General features: G+C 73.5%; 1 protein-coding gene. It reads left to right on the top strand.

What is annotated here, in order from left to right:
- A partial coding sequence (locus tag ACFWIA_RS35045; RefSeq protein WP_387011323.1) for an amino acid adenylation domain-containing protein occupies nt 1–2757 on the top strand: 2757 nt, incomplete at both ends.

The raw sequence follows: 2757 nt of genomic DNA, 5'->3' as shown, positions 1-2757 counted from the left end.
CCCACCTCGCGGCGACCACCGACGGCCCGGACGTCCGGGTGGGCCGGACCGACGCCGTGCCGGCCGCCGAACGGGACGTGGTCGTCGGCGCGTGGAACGACACCGCCCGGCCGGTCCCGTCGACGAGCCTGCCCGAACTGTTCGCCGCACACGCACGCCGCAACGCCGCACGCACCGCCGTCCTGGACGAACGATCCGCCCTGTCCTACGCCGAGTTGGACGAACGCTCCCGCCGGGTCGCCGGCTGGCTACGGCAGCGGGGCGTGCGCCCCGGCGACCGGGTCGGCGTACTGATGGAACGCTCGGTGGACCTCCTGGTGGTGCTCTGGGGCGTACTGAGGGCCGGAGCCGCGTACGTTCCGGTGGACCCCGGCCATCCGCGCGAGCGGGTGGCGTACGTACTCGGTGACGCGGACGTCGCCCTGCTGATCCGCGCCGGCGGCACCGACGACCCGCTGCCCGACGGTACGGGGGCCGCGGTGCCCTCCGTGGTGTGGGACGCCCCGCACACGCGCGCCGAAGTGGCGTCGGCACCCGCCAAGGGCGTCGCGACGACGGTGCCGCCCGGCGCCGCGGCCTACGTGATCTACACCTCGGGCTCGACGGGCCGGCCGAAGGGCGTGGTGGTCAGCCACGGCGCACTGGTCAACCGGCTGCTGTGGATGGCGGACCGGTTCGACCTGGCACCGGACGACCGGGTGCTCCAGAAGACACCGATCGGGTTCGACGTGTCGGTGTGGGAACTCTTCGTGCCGCTGCTGTCGGGCGCCGCGCTGGTGATGGCCCGCCCGGACGGCCACCGGGACCCCGCCTACCTCGTGGACACGATCCGACGCTTCGACGTCACCGTCACCCACTTCGTCCCGTCCATGCTCGCCGTGTTCCTCCCGGCGGTGGAACCCGGGGCCTGCACCACCCTGCGCTGGGTGGTGTGCAGCGGCGAGGCGCTCTCGGCGGAACTGCTGGCCGAGTTCCGCGAACGGTTCGGCCCCCGGGTCGGCGTGCAGAACCTCTACGGCCCCACCGAGGCCGCCGTGGACGTCACGGCATGGGACGGGGCACGCGAGGACGCCCCCTCGGCGGTGGTGCCGATCGGGGCACCCGTCTGGAACACCCGGACGTACGTACTCGACGCCTTCCTGCGACCCGTCCCGGCCGGAGTGACCGGCGAACTCCACCTGGCTGGGGTGCAGTTGGCCCGAGGGTACGCAGGCCGCCCCGCACTCACCGGGGAACGCTTCATCGCCTCGCCCTTCGACCACGGCACCCGGATGTACCGGACCGGCGACCTGGCCCGCTGGACGTCCGACGGCGAACTGATCTACCTGGGACGCGCGGACGACCAAGTCAAGATCAGGGGCTTGCGGATCGAGCCCGGCGAAGTGGAAGCCGTCCTCGCCGCGCACGAGCACGTCTCGCAGACCGCCGTGATCGTGCGCGAGGACCGCCCCGGCGCCAAACAACTGGTGGCCTACGTCGTCCCCGACGCCGACCACCGGGTGGACCCCGCGGCACTCCTGGAACACGCCGCCGAGCAGCTGCCCGAGTACATGGTGCCCTCGGCGGTCGTGGTGCTGGACGCCCTGCCCGTCACCGTCAACGGCAAGCTCGACCGGGCGGCCCTGCCCGCCCCCGCGGTGACGCGCACACTCGGACGGGCGCCGGCCACTCCCACGGAGGAAGTGCTCTGCGGACTGTTCGCCCGGGTCCTGGGGGTGGAGCGGGTCGGCGCGGAGGAGTCGTTCCTCGCGCTCGGCGGGGACTCCATCACGGCCATGCGGCTGATCGGCCTGGTCCGGTCGGTGCTTGACGCCGGCATCGGAGTGCGGGACGTGTTCCAGCACCCGACCGTCGCGCAACTCGCCCGACTGGTGACGGGCGACCGGGCGTCCGCGCGACCCCCCCTGGTCGCGGGCGAGCGCCCCGACGTCCTCCCGCTGTCGTTCGGACAGCAACGGATGTGGTTCCTCAACCAGCTCAAGGAAGCGGGCGCGGGCGCGGCGTACAACGTCCCGCTCGTCCTGCGGCTGTCCGGCGCCCTGGACGTGACGGCGCTGGAAGGCGCACTGGGTGACCTCGCCGACCGTCACGAATCCCTGCGCACGCGATTCCCCGAGACGGACGGGGTGCCGCGGCAACACCTGCTGACCGGTGCCGGGGCCCACCCCGAACTGCGGCGACGGGCGGTCACCGAGGCCGAGGTGCCGGCCGCCCTGGCCGTCGAACTCGCCGGGGGCTTCGACCTGGTGGGCGACCTGCCCTGGCGCACCCTCCTGATGGAGGTCTCGCCGACCGAACACGTACTGGTCGCGGTCGCCCACCACATCGCGGTGGACGGCTGGTCGACGGGGGTCCTCGCGGACGACCTGCGGGCCGCGTACGCGGCGCGCCTCGGGGGTGCGGCCCCCGACTGGTCCCCGCTGCCGGTCCAGTACGCGGACTACGCACTGTGGCAGCGCTCGGTGCTCGGGTCCGCCGACGACCCGGACAGCGAGATGAGCCGCCAGCTCGACCACTGGCGCGCAGCCCTGGCCGATCTGCCCGATCAGCTGGAGCTGCCGGCCGACCGCCCGCGCCCCGCGGTCTCCTCGTTCAAGGGCGGTTCCGTGCCGATCGAGATCGGGCCCGAGGTGCACGCGGGCCTGGTGGAGGCGGCGGGCCGGGGTTCGGCGACGGTGTTCATGGTGGTGCAGGCGGCGTTGGTGATGTTGTTGGCGCGGTTGGGTGCGGGGCGTGATGTGCCGGTGGGTACGGCGG

Origin of the sequence: Streptomyces sp. NPDC127068 (assembly GCF_042724695.1) — a bacterium.
Lineage (GTDB): Bacteria > Actinomycetota > Actinomycetes > Streptomycetales > Streptomycetaceae > Streptomyces.
Note: the sequence above shows the minus strand (reverse complement) of the source record. Positions and strands in the feature narration are given on the sequence as shown.